Source organism: Erwinia sp. STN24 (genome assembly GCF_041320675.1).
GTDB classification, from domain to species: Bacteria; Pseudomonadota; Gammaproteobacteria; order Enterobacterales; family Enterobacteriaceae; genus Erwinia; species Erwinia aeris.
In genome coordinates this window covers 1476664-1497449 of record NZ_JBGGPM010000001.1, presented here as the reverse complement: position 1 = coordinate 1497449, position 20786 = coordinate 1476664, and the positions used below count along the sequence as shown (strand labels likewise).

At 49.7% G+C, this 20786-nt stretch carries 18 protein-coding genes, 2 tRNA genes and 2 pseudogenes; 8 read left to right on the top strand and 14 right to left on the bottom strand.

Annotated features, from left to right (window positions below; genetic code table 11):
• The 3 genes from xylB to ACA373_RS07250 all read left to right on the top strand — a co-directional run bounded on the left by xylB (window position 1) and on the right by ACA373_RS07250 (window position 4732).
• On the top strand, window positions 1-1452 hold the full coding sequence (gene xylB / locus ACA373_RS07260; RefSeq protein WP_370734261.1) for a xylulokinase: 1452 nt from the start codon (window positions 1-3) through the stop codon (window positions 1450-1452).
• 217 nt (window positions 1453-1669) lie between these two features.
• On the top strand, window positions 1670-2866 hold the full coding sequence (locus tag ACA373_RS07255) for a XylR family transcriptional regulator (protein ID WP_301251031.1): 1197 nt from the start codon (window positions 1670-1672) through the stop codon (window positions 2864-2866).
• A 72-nt stretch (window positions 2867-2938) separates the two neighbouring features.
• Window positions 2939-4732: a DNA/RNA non-specific endonuclease gene (locus tag ACA373_RS07250; RefSeq protein ID WP_301251030.1), complete on the top strand. Its 1794-nt coding sequence runs from the start codon at window positions 2939-2941 to the stop codon at window positions 4730-4732.
• Window positions 4733-4795: 63 nt separating this feature from the next.
• On the opposite strand, the gene ACA373_RS07245 is transcribed toward ACA373_RS07250, so the two are convergent.
• Window positions 4796-5356, bottom strand: a complete 561-nt coding sequence (locus ACA373_RS07245; protein ID WP_369895673.1) for a TetR/AcrR family transcriptional regulator — start codon at window positions 5354-5356, stop codon at window positions 4796-4798.
• 258 nt (window positions 5357-5614) lie between these two features.
• Between ACA373_RS07245 and ACA373_RS07240 the strand changes: the two genes are divergently transcribed.
• Window positions 5615-6397: an SDR family oxidoreductase gene (locus tag ACA373_RS07240; RefSeq protein WP_253460305.1), complete on the top strand. Its 783-nt coding sequence runs from the start codon at window positions 5615-5617 to the stop codon at window positions 6395-6397.
• Here ACA373_RS07240 and ACA373_RS07235 read toward each other — a convergent pair.
• Window positions 6394-6585, bottom strand: a complete 192-nt coding sequence (locus tag ACA373_RS07235; protein WP_370734260.1) for a hypothetical protein — start codon at window positions 6583-6585, stop codon at window positions 6394-6396. The genes ACA373_RS07240 and ACA373_RS07235 overlap by 4 nt on opposite strands.
• Before the next feature lies 1 nt (window position 6586).
• Here ACA373_RS07235 and ACA373_RS07230 point away from each other — a divergent pair, with 1 nt between their 5' ends.
• Window positions 6587-7621: an NADP-dependent oxidoreductase gene (locus tag ACA373_RS07230; protein WP_370734460.1), complete on the top strand. Its 1035-nt coding sequence runs from the start codon at window positions 6587-6589 to the stop codon at window positions 7619-7621.
• Between the two features lie 104 nt (window positions 7622-7725).
• Here ACA373_RS07230 and ACA373_RS07225 read toward each other — a convergent pair.
• Window positions 7726-7801 (bottom strand) — tRNA-Asn (locus ACA373_RS07225).
• Window positions 7802-8091: 290 nt separating this feature from the next.
• Between ACA373_RS07225 and ACA373_RS07220 the strand changes: the two are divergent.
• Window positions 8092-8466: pseudogene (locus tag ACA373_RS07220) on the top strand (Gfo/Idh/MocA family protein); the annotation flags it as partial.
• Window positions 8467-8567: 101 nt separating this feature from the next.
• Here ACA373_RS07220 and ACA373_RS07215 read toward each other — a convergent pair.
• The 11 genes from ACA373_RS07215 to ACA373_RS07165 all read right to left on the bottom strand — a co-directional run bounded on the left by ACA373_RS07215 (window position 8568) and on the right by ACA373_RS07165 (window position 19204).
• Window positions 8568-10139, bottom strand: a complete 1572-nt coding sequence (locus ACA373_RS07215) for an ABC-F family ATP-binding cassette domain-containing protein (protein WP_253460308.1) — start codon at window positions 10137-10139, stop codon at window positions 8568-8570.
• Window positions 10129-11376, bottom strand: a complete 1248-nt coding sequence (locus ACA373_RS07210) for an MFS transporter (protein ID WP_253460311.1) — start codon at window positions 11374-11376, stop codon at window positions 10129-10131. Before ACA373_RS07210 ends, ACA373_RS07215 begins: the two co-directional genes overlap by 11 nt.
• On the bottom strand, window positions 11354-12160 hold the full coding sequence (locus ACA373_RS07205) for a JmjC domain-containing protein (RefSeq protein WP_253460314.1): 807 nt from the start codon (window positions 12158-12160) through the stop codon (window positions 11354-11356). The genes ACA373_RS07210 and ACA373_RS07205 overlap by 23 nt, the downstream gene beginning before the upstream one ends.
• Window positions 12147-12983 (bottom strand): HEXXH motif-containing putative peptide modification protein, encoded by an 837-nt coding sequence (locus ACA373_RS07200; RefSeq protein WP_253460317.1) that lies wholly within the window; start codon window positions 12981-12983, stop codon window positions 12147-12149. The genes ACA373_RS07205 and ACA373_RS07200 overlap by 14 nt, the downstream gene beginning before the upstream one ends.
• Window positions 12970-13938 carry a ThiF family adenylyltransferase gene (locus tag ACA373_RS07195; protein WP_253460320.1) on the bottom strand — a complete coding sequence of 323 codons (969 nt, stop codon included), beginning with the start codon at window positions 13936-13938 and terminating at the stop codon, window positions 12970-12972. Before ACA373_RS07195 ends, ACA373_RS07200 begins: the two co-directional genes overlap by 14 nt.
• Complete coding sequence (locus ACA373_RS07190) at window positions 13928-15268, bottom strand: ABC transporter substrate-binding protein (protein WP_370734259.1); 1341 nt, start codon at window positions 15266-15268, stop codon at window positions 13928-13930. Before ACA373_RS07190 ends, ACA373_RS07195 begins: the two co-directional genes overlap by 11 nt.
• Window positions 15269-15286: 18 nt before the next feature.
• Window positions 15287-16222, bottom strand: a complete 936-nt coding sequence (locus ACA373_RS07185) for a cupin-like domain-containing protein (protein WP_253460326.1) — start codon at window positions 16220-16222, stop codon at window positions 15287-15289.
• A 65-nt stretch (window positions 16223-16287) separates the two neighbouring features.
• On the bottom strand, window positions 16288-16434 hold the full coding sequence (locus tag ACA373_RS07180) for a hypothetical protein (protein ID WP_153810780.1): 147 nt from the start codon (window positions 16432-16434) through the stop codon (window positions 16288-16290).
• Between the two features lie 692 nt (window positions 16435-17126).
• The gene (locus ACA373_RS07175) at window positions 17127-18086 is read right to left on the bottom strand and encodes a hypothetical protein (RefSeq protein ID WP_301251024.1); all 960 of its coding nucleotides are present in this window, start codon (window positions 18084-18086) and stop codon (window positions 17127-17129) included.
• Complete coding sequence (locus ACA373_RS07170; RefSeq protein ID WP_370734258.1) at window positions 18083-18517, bottom strand: CesT family type III secretion system chaperone; 435 nt, start codon at window positions 18515-18517, stop codon at window positions 18083-18085. Before ACA373_RS07170 ends, ACA373_RS07175 begins: the two co-directional genes overlap by 4 nt.
• A gap of 611 nt (window positions 18518-19128) precedes the next feature.
• A tRNA-Asn gene (locus ACA373_RS07165) sits at window positions 19129-19204 on the bottom strand.
• 288 nt (window positions 19205-19492) lie between these two features.
• On the opposite strand from ACA373_RS07165, the gene ACA373_RS07160 reads away from it, so the two are divergent.
• Entirely contained in the window at window positions 19493-20113 is a 621-nt protein-coding gene (locus ACA373_RS07160; RefSeq protein WP_370734257.1) for a hypothetical protein, read from the top strand.
• A 214-nt stretch (window positions 20114-20327) separates the two neighbouring features.
• Window positions 20328-20500, top strand: a pseudogene (locus ACA373_RS07155) (helix-turn-helix domain-containing protein).
• Window positions 20501-20786: the final 286 nt, after the last annotated feature.

The following is a 20786-nucleotide window of genomic DNA, read 5'->3' as shown; positions in this document are numbered from 1 at the left end:
ATGTATATAGGAATCGATCTGGGTACGTCCGGCGTAAAAGCCGTATTGCTGGACGAAAACAACGCGGTATTGGCCAGCCACACGGAGAAGCTGACCGTCTCACGGCCGCATCCTTTGTGGTCGGAGCAGGATCCGCAGGCATGGTGGCAGGCCACCGATCGGGTGATGCTGGCGCTGGCCGCACAGCGGTCGCTGAAGGCGGTTCGGGCTGTCGGGCTGACCGGGCAAATGCACGGCGCCGTGCTGATGGGACGACAGCAGGAGGTGCTGCGGCCCGCTATTTTGTGGAATGACGGCCGCAGCGCGCGGGCCTGCCAGCAGCTGGAGGCAAGCGTGCCGGATGCGCGAAAGATCACGGGCAATCTGATGATGCCGGGCTTCACCGCGCCAAAGCTGCTGTGGGTAAAAGAGCATGAGCCGGCGATCTTTAATCAGATAGCGCATGTTCTGCTGCCGAAGGATTATCTACGCTGGCGGATGACCGGCGATTTCGCCAGCGATATGTCCGACGCGGCGGGCACGATGTGGCTGGATGTCGGCAAGCGCGCCTGGAGCGATAAGCTGCTGGCCGCCTGTGGACTGACGCGCGACCAGATGCCGACGCTGTTTGAAGGCAACGAAGTCACGGGACAGATAACCGCAGAGCTGAGTCAGCGCTGGTCGCTGCCCTCTGAGCTGCCGGTGGTGGCGGGCGGGGGAGATAACGCCGCCGGCGCGATTGGTGCCGGGATCTGGCAGCCGGGCCAGGCGATGCTGTCGCTGGGCACTTCCGGCGTCTGTTTTGCGGTCAGCGAGCGCTTTCTCAGCAATCCCGACCAGGCGGTGCACAGCTTCTGCCATGCGTTGCCCGACACCTGGCACCTGATGTCGGTGATGCTCAGCGCCGCTTCCTGTCTGGACTGGGCGGCGCGGCTGACCGGGCAGCCTTCGGTAGCGGCGCTACTGGCGCTGGCCGAAAAGGCGCAACCGGGAGATAGATCGCCCTGTTTTCTGCCTTATCTGTCCGGTGAGCGTACGCCGCATAATAATCCTGACGCTACCGGCGTGTTCTGGGGCTTCACCCATCAGCACGGTCCGGAAGATCTGGCGATGGCGGTGCTGGAAGGCGTCAGCCTGGGGCTGGCGGAAGGAATGGCCGCGCTACAGGCGACGGGCGTCAGGCCGGCGGCCGTCACGCTGATTGGCGGCGGGGCGCGCAGCGCGTTCTGGCGGCAGCTGCTGGCGGATATCTCCGGCGTAACCATGGAATACCGCACGGGCGGCGATGTCGGCCCGGCGCTGGGCGCCGCCAGGCTTGCCCGCATGAGCTGTCATCCGGGCGTTTCGCCGGCGGAGCTGTTGCCGGTGCTGCCGCTGGAGTCCCGCTATACGCCCCGCGCCGATCGCCATGACTTCTACCGCCAGCGACAAAGGCTGTTCAGCGCGCTTTATCAACAAACCGCCTCGCTTTAAGGCGCGGCCACAGCTTATCAACAAGCCTGGCGTTTTGGCAGCAACGCCACCGCTTTGCTTTAAGCGGTAGCCAGCGGCTTCTTCGCGGTAACGGGAGGAAGCCGCGCCGCATTTTTTTGATCGCCCGAGCAGACCTGACGGTTGCTCCCCCCAATCCCTTGTCTTTACAAAAAAACTCTTCATATTGAAGCGGTCGCTTTAGTTTCAGGGTCTGAATATGAAGAAAAATGAGGCTCCCGCCAGGCACGCCAGGATTTCGCTGCTGTTCAACGCTAACAAAGCCTATGACCGCCAGATCATTGAGGGGATAGGCGAGTATTTTTACGCCTCGCAGTGCGACTGGGATATCTATATAGAAGAAGATTTCAGCGTTCATCACCTGAACGAGAACATTCTTTCCGGCAGCGGTATTATTGCGGACTTTGACGACGCGCAGCTGGCCGCACAGCTTAGCCAGATCGCTATGCCTGTTGTGGGCGTGGGCGGCTCCTACAGTAATCGGGAAGACTATCCCGGCGTCAGCTATGTCGCCACGGACAACGAGGCGCTGGTGGCTGCGGCTTTGCATCATCTTACCGAGAAAGGCATTGAGCGCTTCGCTTTTTTCGGCCTGCCCGCCGAGGCAGGAAAACGCTGGGCGCAGGAGCGGGCCGCGGCGTTCCGGCGTTTGACCTGCGATATGGCCTTTCCCGGCATGCTTTATGAAGGCATGGTCACGGACAGCAACACCTGGGAAACGGCCCAGCAGAAGCTGGCCGAATGGCTGCATTCGCTGCCCGCCCATACCGGCATCGTCGCCGTCACGGATGCCCGCGCCAGGCACATCCTGCAAACCTGTGAGCATATCGGCATTGCGGTGCCGGAAAGCCTGTGCGTGATCGGCATTGATAATGAAGAATTAACTCGATATCTGTCGCGAATTTCGCTCTCTTCGGTAGTGCAGGGCACGCGCAGAATGGGATTCGAAGCGGCCAGGCTGCTGGACAATCTGCTTTCAGGCCGTCGCGTAAGTAGCGAACCGGTGATAATCGCCCCGGAAAGCGTAATTGCCCGGCAGTCTACCGATTACCGATCGATTATCGACGCTATGGTGGTGAAGGCGATGGGGTTTATCCGTAAAAACGCCTGCCGGGGCGCCACCGTTGAACAGGTTCTGGAAGCGGTCGGCACCTCTCGTTCCAATCTGGATAAAAAATTTATGACTGAGCTGGGCACCACGATCCATAAGGTGATCCAGGATGAGAAATTTGCCAGAGCGAAGGAGCTGCTGGAAACCACCTCGCTGCCGGTGGCCGAAATCAGCCGTCTGTGCGGTTACAGCACGCCGCAATATTTTTGCACCGTTTCACGGCAAAACCTGGCTATGACGCCGATAAAATATCGCAGCAGCCGGAACGGCATGACGAGGGCGTAACAGCGTAGCGCTTGTTCCGTCACAGGCAGCAGCTATGGTTAAAAGGCACATATCCCTGGCATGGAGAGGCGAATGAAAATTAACGAGCTGATTGCTGCAAGACTGGCGCTGACCGCAGAGCAACGAGAACAAACCCGCGCGGCCCTGGCGCAGGGTGAGCAGGCCGAGCCGGATCGGCGACGCGCACAGCGCTATGCTTTTCAGCAGCGAACCCGGCAGAGCCTGATTATTGGCGAGCGCGATCTGCTGCCGGTTTCTTTTTTGCAGCAGGGCCTGAGTTCGGCGCGGGCGGTAGGGCTGATCCGCAAAGACGGCATTCCTGAGGGCAGCGGCTTTCTGACCCACGGCGGCCTGTTTATCACCAACCATCACGTGCTGCCTGAACCGCCTGCTTCAGGCACGGTGACGGTACAGTTCGGCTTCCGTCAGAGCGAGACTGGCGAAATTAGCGACGGGCGGCTTTACACGCTGGATGCAGAGCGTTTCTGGCTGACCAGCCCGACAGAGGCGTTCGACTGCACGCTGATTGCGCTGGGCGAAGCCCTTAGCGGCAGCGGGGAGACGCCGTTGCCGCTGGCGCTTAACGATCGCAACGATAAACATGCGCTGGGCATCAGCCTGAACCTTATCCACCATCCGGGCGGCGCGCCACAGCAGCTCACGCTGCGTAATAATGCGCTGCTGGCGCGGCACGAGCAGTTTCTGCATTACGAAGCCGACAGCGAGGGCGGATCGTCCGGCGCGCCCGTGTTCAACGACGGCTGGCAGCTGGTGGCGCTGCACCACGGTGCCGTTGAGGACGGCGAAAAATGGGTTAATGAAGGCATACGCCTCAGCGCCTTAACCGACTGGCTGAAAGGCGAGCTGCCGCAGCTGTCCGCCGATATGCAGGCACAGCTGATGCAGGCGTTAACTTCGGACGCCACGCCGCTGCGTCCCGTCGCCAGCGCCGCCGCGCCGGAGAGCAATTATGGTAATCGTGATGGTTATCAGGCCGACTTTCTTGCCGGTACGCATATTGATATGGCGGAGATTATCGCTCCGCGCGCGGCGGAAGTCGCCCCATTGCGCGACGGCAGCAAAGGCGCAGAGGCCAGGCTCGACTATCAGCACTTTTCTCTGCTGATGAGCGGTGAGCGGCGGCTGGCCTTTTTTACCGCCACCAACATTGATGGCGCGAGCTATATCAATATCGATCGCGACAGCGGACAGCCTTCGCTGCTGCCGGAGGGCGACCGCTGGTATGAAGACAGCCGCATCGACAGCCGTTTCGTCACCGGTCAGGCGTTTTACAGCGAGTTCAGCCGCTGGTTCGATCGGGGCCATCTGACCCGCCGCAGCGATCCCACCTGGGGCAGCGCGGCCGAAGCGGTGCGCGCCAATAAAGATACTTTTCACTTTACCAACTGCTCACCGCAGCATTTCCGCTTTAATCAGAGTTTGCAGTACTGGCAGGGCGTTGAGCGCTACATCCTTGAGTCTGGCGTCCTGCAGTCAAAGCAGCGGATCAGCGTGCTGACCGGGCCGGTGCTTAACGAGCAAAGCAGGCAATATGCGGATTTAGCGGTGCCGCTGATGTTCTGGAAGGTCGTTTTGCGCATCGGGCCGCAGGGCAAGCCACAGGCTACGGCACTGCTGGTGAGCCAGGATAAATTGCTGGACGAACCGCGCCGCGTATTGCCGCAGGCGCAGCCGGAAGCGGTGCCCAATGTGGATGAATACCGGGTTGCCGTCAGCGCGCTGGAAACCCTGACCGGGCTTGATTTCAGCGCTTTCCGCGCCTGGGACAGCTGGCAGCCGGACGCGGCGCTGCTGGCGGAGCCGTTACCGGCGAAGCTGATTATGACGTGGCGGGATCTACTGTAGCTGATGCCACTTGCCGCAAGGCAAAAAGCCCGCTGTAAAAGCGGGCTTTTTTAAATCGAAACCTTATTTCGCCTCGTCTTCCTGAACGAGAATACGCGAGCGGCTAACAGCCAGAATCTCATCGGCCAGAGCAGAATCATCAGGGCAGGCACGTGACAGCACCAGCGCGCCGACAAGCTGTGCAAGGGTAGCAAGCAGGTCGGCACGGGTTTCGGCGCTTGCCTGCTCTTCATGCGCTAAACGGGCCAGATGGTTTTCAATACCCGCCGCAAATACAGCCTTAATTGATTCAGGCTGACGCGCCGTATCGGCCGCCAGCGCCGAAATCGCACACCCTTTTCCCATCGCATCCCGATGCTGCCGTGACAGATAGTGTTCAACAAATTGTTCCCGACCAGCGCCTGAAGCATTCTCGGCGGAGCGCGCAAAACCGCAGCCCAGCGCCTCTGCCATCAAATCAGCTTTGGAACCAAAGTGCTTGTAGAACCCACCGTGGGTTAAACCGGCGGCTGACATCAGCTCCGCAACGCCCACACCGTCGTAGCCCCGCTCGCGAAACAGCTCCGAAGCCGTTTCGACAATGCGCCTGCGGTTTTCACGAACCTGCTCTTTCGACACCTTCATCGGTTTACCCTTTCCACCTGTCATTTCCACGCTCAGTATACATTGATGATGGTCGTAATCAAACTGATTGACTTTTTAGATTACGATCACCATCATTAATTTGCGTCATCGGACGTTCATTGGCAGGGGAAGCGCCAGCACCTGTTTCCCCCCTGTGGGCCTCGATGGCGCCGTTAACGCATAACCTTGCCAGCGCCCGATTCTGTCTGTATCGCCTGGCGCCGCTCTCATTTATTTTTTAACAGAGAAGAATAACTTATGACCCAATCGACAGTTCTTATTACCGGCGCTTCTACAGGGATTGGTGCTGTATACGCGGAACGGTTCGCCTCACGGGGCCACAACCTTGTGCTGGTCGCTCGCGACAAGACAAAACTGGATAGCCTTGCAGAACGTTTGCGTCATGAAAGGGGGATTTCCGTCGACGTTCTGCCTGCCGATCTCACCCAGGCAGAGGATTTAACGGCTGTCGAAGCTCGTCTGCGTGATGACGCGCGGATCGGTATTCTTATCAATAACGCGGGCGTCGGCCAGTCGGGTAACTTTATCGGCCAGCAGCCTGATGCGATCGAGCGGCTTATCGCGCTTAACATAACGGCGCTGACGCGACTGGCGAGGGCGGCAGCGGCACGCTTTGTTGAAGCTGGTGAAGGCGCGATCGTCAACATCGGCTCCGTTGTCGGCCTGGCCCCTGAATTTGGCATGTCGGTTTATGGCGCGACCAAAGCCTTTGTTCTCTTTTTATCGCAGGGGATGGATCACGAGCTCTCTTCCAAAGGCATTTACGTGCAGGCGGTGCTTCCTGCCGGAACCTATACGGAAATCTGGCAGCGGACAGGCATTGATACCCGCACTTTGCCCCAAATGATGGAAGTGGGCGAGCTGGTCGATGCCGCGCTGGTTGGCTTTGACCGTCGGGAACTTGTCACCATTCCGCCTTTACATAATGCGGCGCGCTGGGACGCTCTTGATGCTGCCCGTCAGGCTCTGATGGCGGATATCAGACAGGCGGAAGCGGCGGAGCGATATAAAGCGCTTTAGCCAAAGCGAGGGAGCCAGCAGGACGAGGCAATATCCCTTGAGTTGTTTTGTCGGCGCAGGGTCTTTTTCTTTTCACGGAAAAGCCGTGCGCCGGCGAAATTACCCGGCAAAGCCGAAATAGCCTTAGCTTGCCAGGAAAGAATATTTTCGCAACCGGCCGTTGCAGGTAAATAATAAATGAATAACACGATGAAAGCCTTCACGTTTAAACGCTATGGCAAACATCCTGAGCTGGGGTTCGAAAAAGTCGATTATCCAGCGATCAATGCCAATGAAATTCTGGTAAAAATTTACGCGGTGGGGCTGAACCCCATTGATAATATGATCCCCACTGGAATATTTAAGCCGGTTCTGCATTTTAAACTTTCGGGAATATTGGGGAGCGACTTGTCTGGCGTAGTTATTGCGGTGGGCAAGCAGGTCACTCGCTTCAGGCCAGGCGATGAAGTTTTTGCCAGCCTGTTCGACAGTGGAACAGGCTCTCTTGCCGAATTTGCAGCCGTGCCTGAAAGTGCTGCCGCCTTAAAACCCGCCAATCTCGATTTCGTGCAGGCGGCGTCGCTGCCGATGGTAAGCCTCACGGCCTGGCAGGCGCTGACGGAGCGGGGGAGACTGCGGCCGGGCCAGAAGATTTTCATTCCGGCAGGCTCGGGAGGCATTGGCACCTTTGCTATCCAGCTGGCTAAGCACCTGGGCGCCACGACGGCCACGACTACCAGCACGGCTAACGTCGGGTGGGTTAGTCAGCTCGGCGCCGATAAAGTGATAGATTATAAACAAGAAAAGTTTGAAAACGTTTTAAGCAGCTACGATATCGTTCTGGGCACCCTCAAAGGCGATACGATTGAAAAATCCGTGCAGATCCTCAAGCCTGGAGGACAGATTATTTCTCTCGTCGGGCCTTTAGATGCCGCCTTCGCACGGGACAGAGGGGTAAACTTTTTTCTGACTTTGGTGATGAAAATGATGAGTCGAAAAATCACGCGCCTCACCAAAAAACGGCGCCTGACCTATTCTTTTCTTTTTGTTCGCCCGGAGGGGGAGCAGCTGAGCCAAATTGGCAAGCTAATAGAGGCTGAACAAATCAAACCAACTATCGACAAAGTATTTTCCTTTGCTGAAACAAAGAAGGCGCTGGCCTGGCTTGGCCAGGGACATGCAAAAGGGAAGGTGGTGGTTACGATGCAGGCGCCTTCAGATATCGAGCCAGCGGCTGGCCGTTAAAGAATGAACAAGGGCAGCCGCCAGTCCATTCCCTTCGCGCAGAATACCTGACGGCACAAACGCAAAAAACCCGCTTAAATTTCTTTAAGCGGGCTTCTCTAATCTGGCTCCTCTGACTGGACTCGAACCAGTGACATACGGATTAACAGTCCGCCGTTCTACCGACTGAACTACAGAGGAATTGTTGGAACGGGCGCATAATATCCAGAGGGCAGAGGGATGTCAAAGCCTGATTGCACCTTTTTAACCGGCTGCTGAATAAATCAGCATTTTGTTGAAATTTCCTCAGGTTAGAAGGTGTTCCTCATCTCTGTTCTTTGCGGAATGCTCCGCAGGTCTCTGACAAATGGCAACAAGCATAACAGCCGTTTACGTCAGAATAATTACGTTTATTTCATTTCGTGGTTGCCGCCTCTTATTTTGAAATATGCATTCCATGCACGCGCTTCGCTCACCGGCAAGGAACAAGAATGGAAAAGGTCAGAGTTGGACTGATTGGTAGCGGCTATATCGGACGCTGCCACGCAATTGCTTATGCACAGGTTTCCACCGTTTTTTCGTTAAAGGGGGGAAATGGTGGCGGAAGTGAACCTTGAGGTGGCGAAACCGCGGGCTGCATTGCTGGGGTTCAAACGGTCAACAGGCGACTGGCGTGAACGGGTTGCCGAGCCTGAGAGAGATGGGGTGGATATTTGCGCGCCCAACTGCCTGCACAAGGAGATGGCGCTGGAAGCGATTCGCCACGGTAAGCACGTCTTCTCAGAAAAACCGCTGGCGCTGATGTGGCTGATGCCGAAGAGATGACCCGGGCAGCAGAGGCGGCAGGAGTAAAAATGCTGGTGGGAGGGACAGGTAAAGCCACAATACCGGGTGAAATATGATCTTTACAGACGAGGGGCGGGTAAAGCCCCAATATCGAATGAGACAGGCTCTGTTCAGCAACAGATCATGACGCATTACTCAGTAGATAACCTTCAACTGTCATTTGTGAGGCGCTGTAAGCCTTGTGGTAGTCGTTGAAAGAGTGCAGCTTTCCATCGCTTATCACTAAAAAGCGTTTGCAGACCTTTTCAATAAGACTACGATCGTGCGAGACCAGAAGCACAGTGCCGTTAAACTCTGCTAACTGACGTTCAAGGGCCTCTTTACCTGAAATATCCAGATGGTTAGTGGGCTCATCCAGCAAAAGCAGATGACTGTTGATAAGGGATATACCTGCAAATAATAATCTTGCTCTTTCTCCCCCACTCAATGTTCTGACTTTACTCTGCAGACGTTCCCAGGGGAATCCGGCTTTAAGTAACGCCTGCTTCAGCTGCTCATTATTGGCATTCACGCGCGACGTACTGCAGAAACTGAATAATGCATTCATCATATCCAGCTCGCTATCCACGCCATTTTGCAGCTGATCGTAATAGGCCATCACCGTCGAGTCATGCAGCGTAATGGCCCGATCCCGTTCCAGATAACTCTTCCAGATAAGCTGCAGCAGAGTCGACTTACCCATGCCATTGGCACCGATTAAAGCAATTTTTTCTCCTGGCTGAATCAACAGCTCATCTATTGCGTACAGGATTGTAGTCTGCCCTGGCGCTCTGACCATGACCTCATTGCAAAACAGGAGTCGTTTTGCCGGCAGCATTTGTCCGGGAAAGGAGAGATTCCAGGGATAAGGCTCTGGTAAAGTATTTTGCTCAAGCTTGAGTTTGTCGACACGTTTGAACATGGACTGCGCTTTTCTTGCCGAGCTTTTACTGTGCTGCTCTTTACCCCACACCGCCAGCTGACGCGCGCTGGCTTCAATGCGCTCAATTTCGTTTGCCTGATCCTGATATTGCTGCTGGCAGGCAAGATCGCTTTGTTCGTGCTGCACTAAAGCTTGCGTGCAGGGGAGTCGATATTGATGCACGCCGCCATTAGCGATAATCCAGGTACTGTTGGTGACAGTATCAAGCATGCGGGTATCATGGGAAACCAGAATTAAGCTTCCACGCCAGTCTGCTAAAAAGGTTTCAAGCCAGATTAACGTCGGCAAATCAAGATGGTTTGAAGGCTCATCAAGTAAAAGAACATTGGGAGCAGAGAGCTGCGCTCTACCCAGTAACAGGCGCGTCTGCTGGCCACCGCTAAGTTCTGAACACGGCGTGTCACGCTGGGTAAGCCCCATACCAATATTTTCAAGAATAACTTCAGCGCGCCAGCTTTCACTTATGCGCTCATCAGTTTCTAAAACATCAAGAAGAGCCTCTTCTGGCGTCAAAGATAATAAGTGCTCTGGAAAACGCTGTTCCACCAGATAATAACGTAACGATTTGGCGTGAGTAACCTGGCCTGAACTCGGCTCCAGCTTCTTAGTCAACAGCTGTAGCAGGGTAGACTTACCGGCACCGTTGAATCCAACTAAGCCCACCTTTTCAGCGGAGTTTAATGAAAGAGAGACATCGCTAAACAACAGATGGGTTGTATTATGGTAACTCAACTGATTAGTTGAGAGGAAAACTTGTTCTTTACGATTCACGAAGATCCCCTTTACGATAAAAAAGCACAATCACAATGCCCGCTAGCGCAAGAACCGACTGAGTCAGGTAAACCCCCTGCGAGGATAAGCCATTCCCTTCTTTTGCCATAAGAAGATACATGGCAAGAATAAGTATTCCCGACAGACCGTTAAAAGTAGCCTGAAGTCTCCCCTGATACTCAGGCTCACAGTGAAGTTGTGAAAGAGATATCGACAGGGCCCAGCTGGAAATCCCAAAACCAATAAGGAAATAAACCGGGAATACCAAAATAACAGCATCATTTACAGAGAGAATATATAAACCGCCAGCCATGACCAATAAAAGCAAGGCCAGCGTTTTCCTGATGCTGGTTTTTTTACAAAGCACAGGTGATAAAAAGCCGCCGGCCAAAACTCCCAGCGAATAGAGCGCTTCATAAAGGGCAAATACTCGTGTGCTCGCATGCAGCACTTCACGAGTATAAGGAACTAAAATAATAGGAATAGTCATCAAAAGAACCATTATTATCATCTGGCTCATATAAGGCATAAAAAGCGCAGGCTTACTTTTAAAGTATCTCAGCGAAGAGGTATAGCTATACCACCAGCCTTCACTTTGTTTATTTGCGCTTTCTGCCGTTGCTACCGTACGCATGGCAAGGTTGAAAAGGCCGGCGATAATAAAAAGTATACCACCGATAAGCAGCGTGCCTTTGATGCCTGCTACAGCCAGTATGAAGCCACTTAAACCCATTCCCATAATAGTGCCGAATTCGTAAACCATATCAATGGTCGCATTAGCGCTAACAAGCTCCTTTTCAGGCACGATACTTTGAATAAAAGGCACCGCGGAAGGCATGTAAAATGAGATAAACACCCCCAGCAGAGAGCACAAAATCATCAGATCTGGCTCAATATTCATTTCCCACATCAGGACCCATGCAACGATAACCATCCCCCTGACCAGATTTGAGATAATGATTTGTGCTTTACGATTGTAACGATCGGCAAGCAGGCCAAATAAAGGGGCGAAAAGGATACTGGGCATCCAGATGCAAAACATCATTATCGCCACGCCTTTAACAGAGTTGGTTTTGTTATAGGCCAGCCAGGAAAGCGCAATATAATTTAATCCGTTGCCAAAAGTGGCAAAAAGGCCGCTCACGGTGAAAAACAAAAAATTCTTGTTTTCAAACAGTGCCAGCCGTTCCTTTACTTCTGCTCTAAACATTCTCTTACCCCAATGACCGGAATCCATTACACAACCAGTTAATTCTGTCGCCGAAATAGCCACGTTTTTTCGCTGCTGACTGCACTCTTTGTATCAAGGCCGGCATTTGAGAGATGGCATCATCCAAAAAGGCGGTCATATTGTACAGATTTACTGTACTATGAATGAAGGTCACCGAGCATTCAATCGTTTTTGCCTGATGCCACCAGTGCGCAGGAAAGTAAAGAAAATCACCGGGATGAAGCACTACGCACTCAAAAGGAATACCCAACGCTTCGAGCTCGTATGTGCTGTAAAATTTACCCTCTTCAAGCGCATACTGCGGTGCCACTAACGTAAATTCTTTTACGCCCTGCAACTGTCCGACAATGCCGTTCACGCTGAGCATATCCTGATGCATGCTGGTGACTGTTTCAGGCGCAGACATCAAAATCCAGGGTGCAAGAACCAGCTCGCCTACTAACGATTTCTCAATATTATTTAATGTAATGGCTTTGGGCACGGTGAAACTGTCGTTAAGTGATTTTGCGTGGGAAAGATGTGGCTGCCATGACCAGTTACCCATGCCTTTAACGCCAGATTGAATACGCTTGATATAATCACTTACCGTAATTTCCACTCTGCCCGATTTATTTATTCCTTCCTCAATAAATATCTTATCGCTACCGTAATTTTTCTCAATAAAAGAAAAATTGCCCTGCGTAAACAATGGCCAGTGAAAACAATACTCATGAATAAGAAAACATGTACCTGTCAAATCATTAATGCGGCAGTTTTCCAAAAATGCTTGCTCATTTTTAAATAATTGCACTGGCTGCATCCTCTTTCTGAAATTGAGATAAGACCAAACACATTTCTTCTGCTATGCTACTGCCTTGTGCCGTAAGGAAATTCTTATGGTCAAACTGCGCCAGTGTCTCCTGCAATAACAGCGATGCTTTGTTAATATTGACGGCGGCAGACTGCTTATGTGCTCCTGGGAAGGTAAGGTTTCGCATATAAAAAATAATGCGAGTTAAAACAAATGCAGCATGAAAGACCCCGTTGGCAGGACGGGGTTGATCACGAAAAGGACTTTTCAGGTAAGTTCCTGTCGATACAAGGGGATCGAGCAGTTGCTTAATATAGAGTTCAATATGAGACATCTCGTGAATAATATTTTCGACATAATCAGATAGCGTCCAGTCTTCTTTAGGCGAGATAACAATAAGACCTAAAAAAAGCACGGAACTGGTTGCTACAAGTGAGTCGCAACTGACAACAACAACACGACCAATAAGATTCCTCAAGGTATAATCCATCACGGCACTGTTGGTAGAGAGCAATTCAATCGCTGCCAGAATATTTTCTCTGTAACTGTTCATTGCAGAGTAATGTATTGCCGAGAATTTTTCATTTTGACGTTGCATTTCCGCAGCAACTGATTTCAGAACTGCCTGATAATCGTCACGATTGGCTGCCTGATAGCAAACAACCTTTTCGGGCCAGGGAGCGTAGGCGTGGTTTTCTGTAAGGAAATTAAGAATGGTTTGTTTTTTATTACAGGCAACAAATTGACGCCAGAGTGTACACTCTTGTTCAACAACTTCCCGGTTTAAATATATGGAAAAAATATCTCTTTTAGTTATTGTCATAGCTTATTTCCCCCATTGTAATCATGCTGACGGGATTATATATTTTTCTCACATTAATCAAGTCGGGTTTGCTAAAAGGATAAAAAAGGCTGGTAATATTGTTAGCCAATATTGCACTCAGCAGTAAATTAGTGGATGCGATAGATCCTGTTATAGGTTTTGTTACTGCGTGTGAACTCTTCTGCAAAAGGCTAAGGAATTCGGTTTTGGCCGCTTCAGTGGTTAACAGAGGGCCTGCTGTAATAGTATCGTATCCTGCAGATCCAAAGATAACCGGGACTTTGTGGCGCATAGCATATTCAACGATGTAGAGGGATGACTTAATGGCAGGCGTATCGATAGCGGATACCAGTAAATTAACATCATCAGGGAGACAATGCAGATCTTCTGAGCAGGTAATTTTACGCTCGTATAAAGAAACGTTGACCTCAGCATTTATTCTGAGCAATTTATCTTTTAAGCACTGCACCTTGCTTTTGCCAATATCGGCAGAATCATAAGCAAACTGGCGGTTCAGATTACTTATCTGAACTTTATCATAGTCGATCAGCGTGAATTTTTTGATCCCCGATGAGGCCAGACACAGCCCTACATTTGATCCTGTTCCACCGCATCCAATCAGGGCTATATGGATATCATTCTTGAAGCTAAACGGTGAGTGTAACGTTCCTAAATGAAAATTAAGGAAATCATAGGTTTTCTCTAAAACGGTGCCACTATATTTATTTTCCGACAGTACCAGCAAATTCAAGCTGCACATTGTTTTATAAAGTGCATAGCAGCAATCATCTTTAAGCCACGACTGTAATTCTGTCTCGTCCAGGCCTGTTTCAAGCCTGGTTAAAAAATATTCCACCTCAGGCCCAATAATGTCGGTCATCTGGTAATTTTTTTTACCCAAAAATATGATTTTATCATCGGATCTTATGATCGAGGCATTCAGTTTAATTTTCACTCACGGTTTCCTTTATGAGAACCTTACGTCCCGGAGCATATAAGGTGTTTTCCAGAATTGAACTGTGACAAAAAAAACCAGTGGGAAAGATAAATAACGGAAGGCTAAGACACTGCTCCCGCAAATAAAAATCAATAGCTTTGAATATTTCTGGTTGTTGAGATGATAGCGCTTCAGTAAAAAGCAAGGAATACAGCTTTTTTATTTTCTCAAATTTTACATGACTCGTAGATACATGACTCAAATCAGATCGAATGATTTGTACAGGATTTCGCTGAGGAATTTTACGAATTTCAAAGCGTAAATGGGATTCGGAACGCCAGTAGCCATATTTGTCCTGATGTTTGCGGACCTCAATATTAAAGCAAGAGAGTTGTTCAGCAATATCTTCAAGAATTTCATCATTTGGATAGAAATCTTCGTAAGATATGTCGATAACAAAGCTGTTTTTTGAGTAGGTGATAGTATCCCTGAGCGGATGATAAGAACCATCAAAATACACAGACATCCATGACGTAACCGGCTTTAATATATTGTCGTAACGTGCTGCAATTGAGCTGCGATTAATTTTACAAGTTAAAATTTCTTTGACGTAGTCTGGCAGTTTATCAAATTTTCTTCCGGGAGAAAGTATCATCATTAAGTTCCCTTCAGCAGCCACAAAATTTTGCTTAGCCGTGAAGGTACGGTAATTTTTCAGGTTAACGGCAGTGTTGCAACTGACATGCACTTTACCGTCAAAAAAGGCCTCGCCGTTCGGATCTTTTTCAACCAGAAGATAATTGATTTTTTCCACATTAGGCAGGTGCTTATCAAGTGTAAAATATTTATTAGCAACCAGCTGATAAACGTTATCCTGTTTTTTCAAAAGAACATAAGGTCCGGCAGAAACGTCATCACTATGCTCGTGTTTGGGAGAGAAATTCAATAAAGATAAATACTGAATAATAAAGGGGTCATACCATGAGGTTTGAATAGTGAAGCTGTGGTCATTATGGATTTCTGTTTCTGAACCCAGTTTCGCTACAGATGCAAGGATCTTATTATAACGATTATTCTCATCATAACAGATATGTCTGATCGCCCGCACATAATCCGCAGCTTTCACGTTATCGCCATTACTCCAGAATAAATCTTTTCTGATAGTTATTCTGAGGGAGTCAGCCGTCTGTTGGAAGGATTCGGCACCTAAGAGCTCGACTTCGCCCTTTTCCAAAGAGAACAACGGGAGCGCAAGCTTGCTGTAAATTTGCTCTCCGCTGTAATCACAGATCGACCAGATATCTTCTTTATAAGGGAAAACATCAACAGCGATATTTAAATTATTCATGATATTCAGGCCGTTTACCTAAGCGGTTGTCTTAATCATCTCTTCATACATTTTTTGTTTTCTAAGCAAGATCTCTATTTTTTCTTTAGTGTAAGAGACCTCCTCTATAATAGAATTCCTGACTTCATCCGATATTTTTAATTTATTTTCTGTAAGCACTTCGAGGTAATCATTGAAAGCAATGTCACTCTCATTTGAATCTCGGGAGATATAGGAGTGATAATTTTTATAAAATCTTATGGCATGCTGTCTGGAGGTAAAACCACCTGTCACCATGATATTATCCGTGTCATTACGGATTTCATGTACCCATCCAGTCGGCACGTAGAGAATAGTCCCGGGAGTAAGAGTGAATTCAACGATCTCAACGTTCAATTCATCCAGATGTGCTACGACTTCCTCATTAAATAATGAAGTCCCCATTTCAATATGGTGACGATGAAGTGGAGATATAGCGCGGAATGTTTTTTGACCTTCAATCATCATTAACCATGCGCTGGTTGAAAAACAGTCAATGTGAAGATCGCAATTTATTCCTTTTTTTCCAAAAAACACCCATCGTCTGCGGAATTGCATTCTTTTTGGCAAACGATCGATGAAATCATCCGGGTGGAATTTTGGAAAAAAGATATCTTCGTCCAGCTCAGGCAAGCTTTTTTGATAACTCCAGCCTGTCATATAGGGGCATTGCTCGCCATTTTTCATCAGATCAATGTATTCTGATATTGAAATCTTTCTGGTGATGTTTGCCGGATCCTCTAAGTTATCACTTACCTGACATAATATCTCGCTACAGCGCGCTTTAAAAAATTCAAAACTCCATTTTTTATAGGCAGGCATGTCGCTGTTCAAATTTGCATACTGCACGGGCTGGGTCTTATTGAAAAATGTTTCTTCAAACTGGTGGTTTTCAACACTTGCGACATCTTCAACATGTGGCCGGAATACGCTCATAGAGAATTCTCACGATAAGTTATAAATTTAAGTTCTGGGGTTGCCCCCAGAACCCGACGATCTTATTAGCAGCGGTGAGTTGCTAATAACAGTTCGTTATCCAGTTCAATCTCAGCCAGCTGTACATTTTCAATTTTGAATTCAACATCAAAATCTTGAGTCTCAGTTGGAGATACATAAGAACGAAACTCTTTGCTTTCGAAATCATTCATGGTTATTGCTCCTGTAATTTGACTTGGATTGTTGTTAAACAAAAATGTAAACGCAGTGATCTTTAATTAATGTAAGGAAAATTAAGTAAATGTCACCGGAGATTTAAAAGTAATGTAATTTGATAATTTTATGTTAATACATTTTTATGTAAGTGTGAGTGTTATCACAATAAATCATTGATTATTGATTAGTAAAACTGGTGTGTATCTTTTATGGAGAGAATGTGCTCTTTTCAACTAATTGATAATTATGTTGTTTTTTGTTGGTCAGGATTTTATTTTTCTTCTGAACTGCTAAAGGTGTAGAAATGTTGAATTGTTACAGTTCATAATTTCTTATGGTTATATATTAACCTTTTTGAGATTTTCATCTCGATTATTGACGATTTTCCATAAGAAAAAGCGATGGCGTTCAGGTATGAAACCTGAGCGAGAGAAAGAAAAGGCCCATAGCTTGCAGCGAAAACTATTGCAGCGTCCACCCTGGATCGGCATACACCCAATCTTGCAAAAGCACGAATGATCCTGCGTAAGATTGCTGCAACCCTTAGCCGGTTGCACACTCCGCCTGTTACAGGAATGAGCCCAACCTGTGTCGTAATCTATTGGCTGACCAGTAAATTTTTTATTCAGAAGAGGTTGGGTTCAGGCGCACTTACGCAGGCGCAAAGCGCCGATCACCGATGCTGTATTCAGAAACGCTTTGCCTTGCCATAGCCCCCGGGATCGGCGGCTGCAGCCTGTTCATATTTTTCAATAGTTCGTCGGGTACTGGATAGGGATGAGGCAGACATGACGTCAAAAGGTTTCGCCGCCCGGGCGGGATCGTCAGTGAAGCGGGTACTGGGATCTTTCGCCAGCGAGCGTACGTCATAACGTCCGGGTTCCTTCGCCCGCGCACTTTCTACCATATGTTTGACAAATTTTTTCCCCACTGGCGGATAGGTAGTCGAGGTTAATATATCCTCGATCTCCGCCATTGGCATGGTACGTACATGGCGCAGCGCCCACTGGGCGTGCGGATCGGGGCGGGGATCGTTTCGCTGCTGGATAACGTCAAGCCTGCCCGGATCGAGCCTGCTGTTCTCCAGCGTGGTCACAATCGGCAGATGTTGCCAGGCATCAAGCACTACCGGATCTTCCTGACGTTTGTCTCCTAACAGCACCAGGACGTGGTCATTATTGTAGAGAGTATTAAACACGGGCTTATTGGCTCCTCTGGCCGCCACTTGCGTGTAGGCCAGATCGGCAAATTCCTGACAATGTCCTCCTTGCACTCTCAGGGCGCTGTGTCCACTCGCATAAGCACGATCCAGGCCGGTCGCCGCGTCAGGAAACCGTTGTGTAAAGCGTTCACTGGCTTCATGACTAAAGCGATCCGCAGCGCGCACGGCCATGATACCGCGCATCGCACTCTCTCCCTTATCGGCCACAAGCGGCAACCACTGATTACCACCACGCCCTAATTGCGTACGCACTTCCTGTTGGACTTGCGCCGCCAGATCCATGCTTTGCAGCGTTTGTGGTGAAACCACCCTGACCTGATGCTGAAAGGGGCCGGATGCCTGCATTTGTGTCGCGCTGAGGCTCTGATGAGCGGGCTGGCTCTGCTGGGTCTGGCGGCTGCTGCCAGAAGAAAATATACGCATCATAATCCGACTCCGACTTCATCAGGAAGGTGCTGGCTGATGATGCCCAGACGCTGTCCCAGCGTATGAGTATAAAAAGCCATATTTTCGTACAGGGCAATCAGGGCCTGAGGATCTGCCGTGTTCATCGGCAAACGCGACCATATCACTAGTTCGTCACTGTTTGCCGAAGCCGCCAGCACAATGGGAGGGAACTCTTCGTTCATCAAATTTGCCTGCAGGAGTTCCCAGAGAAGCTCAGTGGTAATGTCATTAGCCGTCCTGAAAGGAAGCAGGCAGCTAAAGGTGATGTGGTTACCGGGATAATGCAAAAGCCGCAGCGATAAATCTGACCACATCACTAACTCAAAGGCTTCTTCATCGCCCCGCATCTCAGGCGTTAGCTTGAGGTAATTGAACAAGGGAATAAGAGCACGACTAAAGGTTGTTGACATAAATCTTCCTTTTTATTTGTCTCAGGTAGCAAACCGGCACGGCAAGGGCAGGCCGATCCGACTTCACTGCAAAGTAAGGAAGAGTAAGTGAACAGAAAAACCGCCTGGTTCCTTACGCTGTGGAACAATTGCGAGCAGATGTGATGGGGTTAAAATAGTCGAGTTGATAAAGGGGAATTATCTGGCCTGTCTCTGCCCGTTTGCCGGTTAAATCTCTGGTGGCTTCACTGCCGGATACAGTCCCATGAACGGCCACTTGCCAGAAGGATATTGGGATGAATAACACTGAACAGTATAAATTCATTTAAAAGCGGCATACTGCGCGCAAAACCAGGTTTATAAATTATCCAGTCTGCAAACCAGCTACCAATCGGCTAACGAGAGAATGCTTAATCTTTGGCGGCAGCGCCATGCAGTCAGCACTTTACCGGCACCCTTTTGGCACGGCACCCTGCTGAGCCAGGGCGCAGAGTGTTTATCCGAAGCACTGCGTAATCAGGGCGAGACCAGGATCGATGAAAACGCAACGCCGACAGATAAAGAGTAAAAGGCAGAACAAGGTCGATAAGCAAGAAGCCCGCTTAAGTTTCCTTAAGCGGGCTTCTCTAATATGGCTCCTCTGACTGGACTCGAACCAGTGACATACGGATTAACAGTCCGCCGTTCTACCGACTGAACTACAGAGGAATTGTTGAAACGGGGCGAATTATAACGAGGACGCAGCAGACTATCAAAGGGGAAATGTGATTTTTGGATGCGACTGATTCAAATATAGGCAAAAAAATAAGTTCACCGCTTGGGGCGCCAAAAATGAATAAAAAAACACAGCGCCTGGCTAAAGAACAAGCGTTATGACAAAATTCCCTGTGAAGGTTTATCTTTAAGCTCCGAAATAAGGTTAATAATTAACGTTATTAAGGCCATAGAAAACGGCCCTGCGGTATAGGCTTATCCTTTTTTTATAAGGATCACCAAATGGCTGCCGTTTCAACTGAAACAATTAGTGGCGCTATCATTTCAGGTATAGAAAAAGCGCATAAAGATTATCGTCAAATGTCCGGCGGATACTGGGTCTGGACGGCTGCGGAATATATGCTCACTACCTATATTGCCAAAGCGCTAAGCGACATGCCGGGCGCTAAATTCGTGACGCTTGAAAGCAATGGGCTTAGCTCAATGGATCACGCGGGCGCGATAGCGCCGGGGCCAAAGCCGGTTAAGGCGCGTTTGAGCGGCCGTTTCGATCTCCTGCTGTGGTGGGGGAAAGCCCAGCCGCGAGCGGTAATCGAAGTCAAAAACCAGCCGGGCGGCCCGTCGGGCTGGTATCACGATATTGAAAGGATAACCTCAGTGCTTTCTATTAACCGCGACGCCTCATCCATAAAATTTGGCGTATTTGCTTACTATTATTCGGCAGCGGATGGCGAATTGCTCAGCGGGGCGCAGAAAGTGCTTAATAAATTCGAACGCGTAGAAACGTATGTCAGCGAGAATATCTCCGATCATTATCGGGTCGAACAGATTATTTCCGATATCCATGATGAAGGCAGCGAGGGCGCCTGGGGTGCCGCATGTTTAATTATCAGACCTTGCTGAAAAAACGCAGCGCGTAAAAAGACGGCGCAGCTAAGGTGCCAACCTCAGGGTTGTCTAAAATTGATAAATTACTATGTAGCAGAACGGGTTTTCGGTGAGCTGCTTTGGTTTTTTGCCGCCGAACTTAAATCAACGCGTTAGATACGCATTGCCGACGGTGTGATGTTTATCAATAAGGTGACCGCATGACGCAACCGACTGCTATCCTGCCGACATTATTGCGTCGCTGAAAAAAGGGAGAGGTCGCTGGCGGCCGTTTCCCGTAACGCTGGGCTGGCGTCCTCCACGCTGTCCAACGCTCTTAACCAGCGCTGGCCCACGGCGAAAAGCTGATAGCGGAAGTGCTGGGCCTGCGCCTGAAAAAACGGGCCTTCGCGCTATCACTGATAACCCTCCGGCGCAGCCTGAATACGGAAGATATGCCGCATTTTGTTTATCCGATTCGTAATAAATCTTTGCACCGAAAAAACAGTTTTCTATTATCGGCCCTCTTTGTCGCGCATTAAGCTCCTCTCTGCATGGCATGCTTTAGGATCTGAAAGAAACGCCTGATGTATCAGGATGCTTGCCGTTTTACCGGCAATGCCGCTTTGAAGACTACCGGCTCTGTCCTTCGATGGGTTAAGGCTTTCTTACGCTAAGGAAATCACAATGAATCTGATGAATAATTGTG